Below are 752 nucleotides of genomic sequence, written 5' to 3'. Positions count from 1 at the left end.
GATGCTTGCAGTCAGGCTTGGAACAACTTCATCAGCAGTACAAACCGAGTGATAAAGATGTGCGCCAGAGACTGGGCAAAGGTGACTGAACTTTAATGCGGAATGGTATAAATCCAGCACGCTCTGGAAGCGCAGCTTTCAGTGTTGGATTTACGCGGAATGAGGAACGAATGGAGCCGGGAGGCGAGGCACATGGATGTGCCGAATGTCGGTAACGCAGGAGCAGTCACCGACCGTTTGGGAGGGATGACGTCGAGGGTAGGCGCTTGGCAATGGCCAGCTTCGAGACAAGCTCTCCGCGTTCGAACCAAGCACTAAGCTTCGCTTAGTAAACGCGTGGTTCTCACCCTACTATCACATAAGTGGCAGCCTCACTCCGTTCGGACTTTTTATCTCCCCATGTGAGAGGGTCATTGCGAAAAGCGCATAAACGAAAAAAGCCCGTTGCATCAGCAACGGACTCTTTCGTTTATTAGGCGCTTGGCAATGACCTACTCTCACATGGGGAAGCCCTACACTACCATCGGCGCAGCTGCGTTTCACTTCTGAGTTCGGAATGGGATCAGGTGGGACCACAGCGCTATTGTCACCAAGCAAATTCTGTACAATTTAGAAAGCTGTTTTTATTTGAGTTCGGCTTTAATCAAGTCTTGTATTCTATTCAAGGTGTTAACCAGTGTTACGAAACCCTTTTGGGTTGTATGGTTAAGCCTCTCGAGTCATTAGTATCAGTTAGCTCAACGCCTCACAAC

At 49.3% G+C, this 752-nt stretch carries 1 rRNA gene; it reads right to left on the bottom strand.

Annotation, left to right across the window (positions count from 1 at the left end):
• Positions 1 to 478: 478 nt before the first annotated feature.
• Positions 479 to 594: ribosomal RNA gene (gene rrf, locus L2725_RS23145) — 5S ribosomal RNA — on the bottom strand.
• Between the last annotated feature and the right edge of the window lie 158 nt (positions 595 to 752).

The sequence above is a fragment of the Shewanella corallii genome (assembly GCF_023349125.1).
Classification (GTDB): Bacteria; Pseudomonadota; Gammaproteobacteria; order Enterobacterales; family Shewanellaceae; genus Shewanella; species Shewanella corallii.
This window is presented reverse-complemented; position numbering and strand designations above follow the sequence as displayed.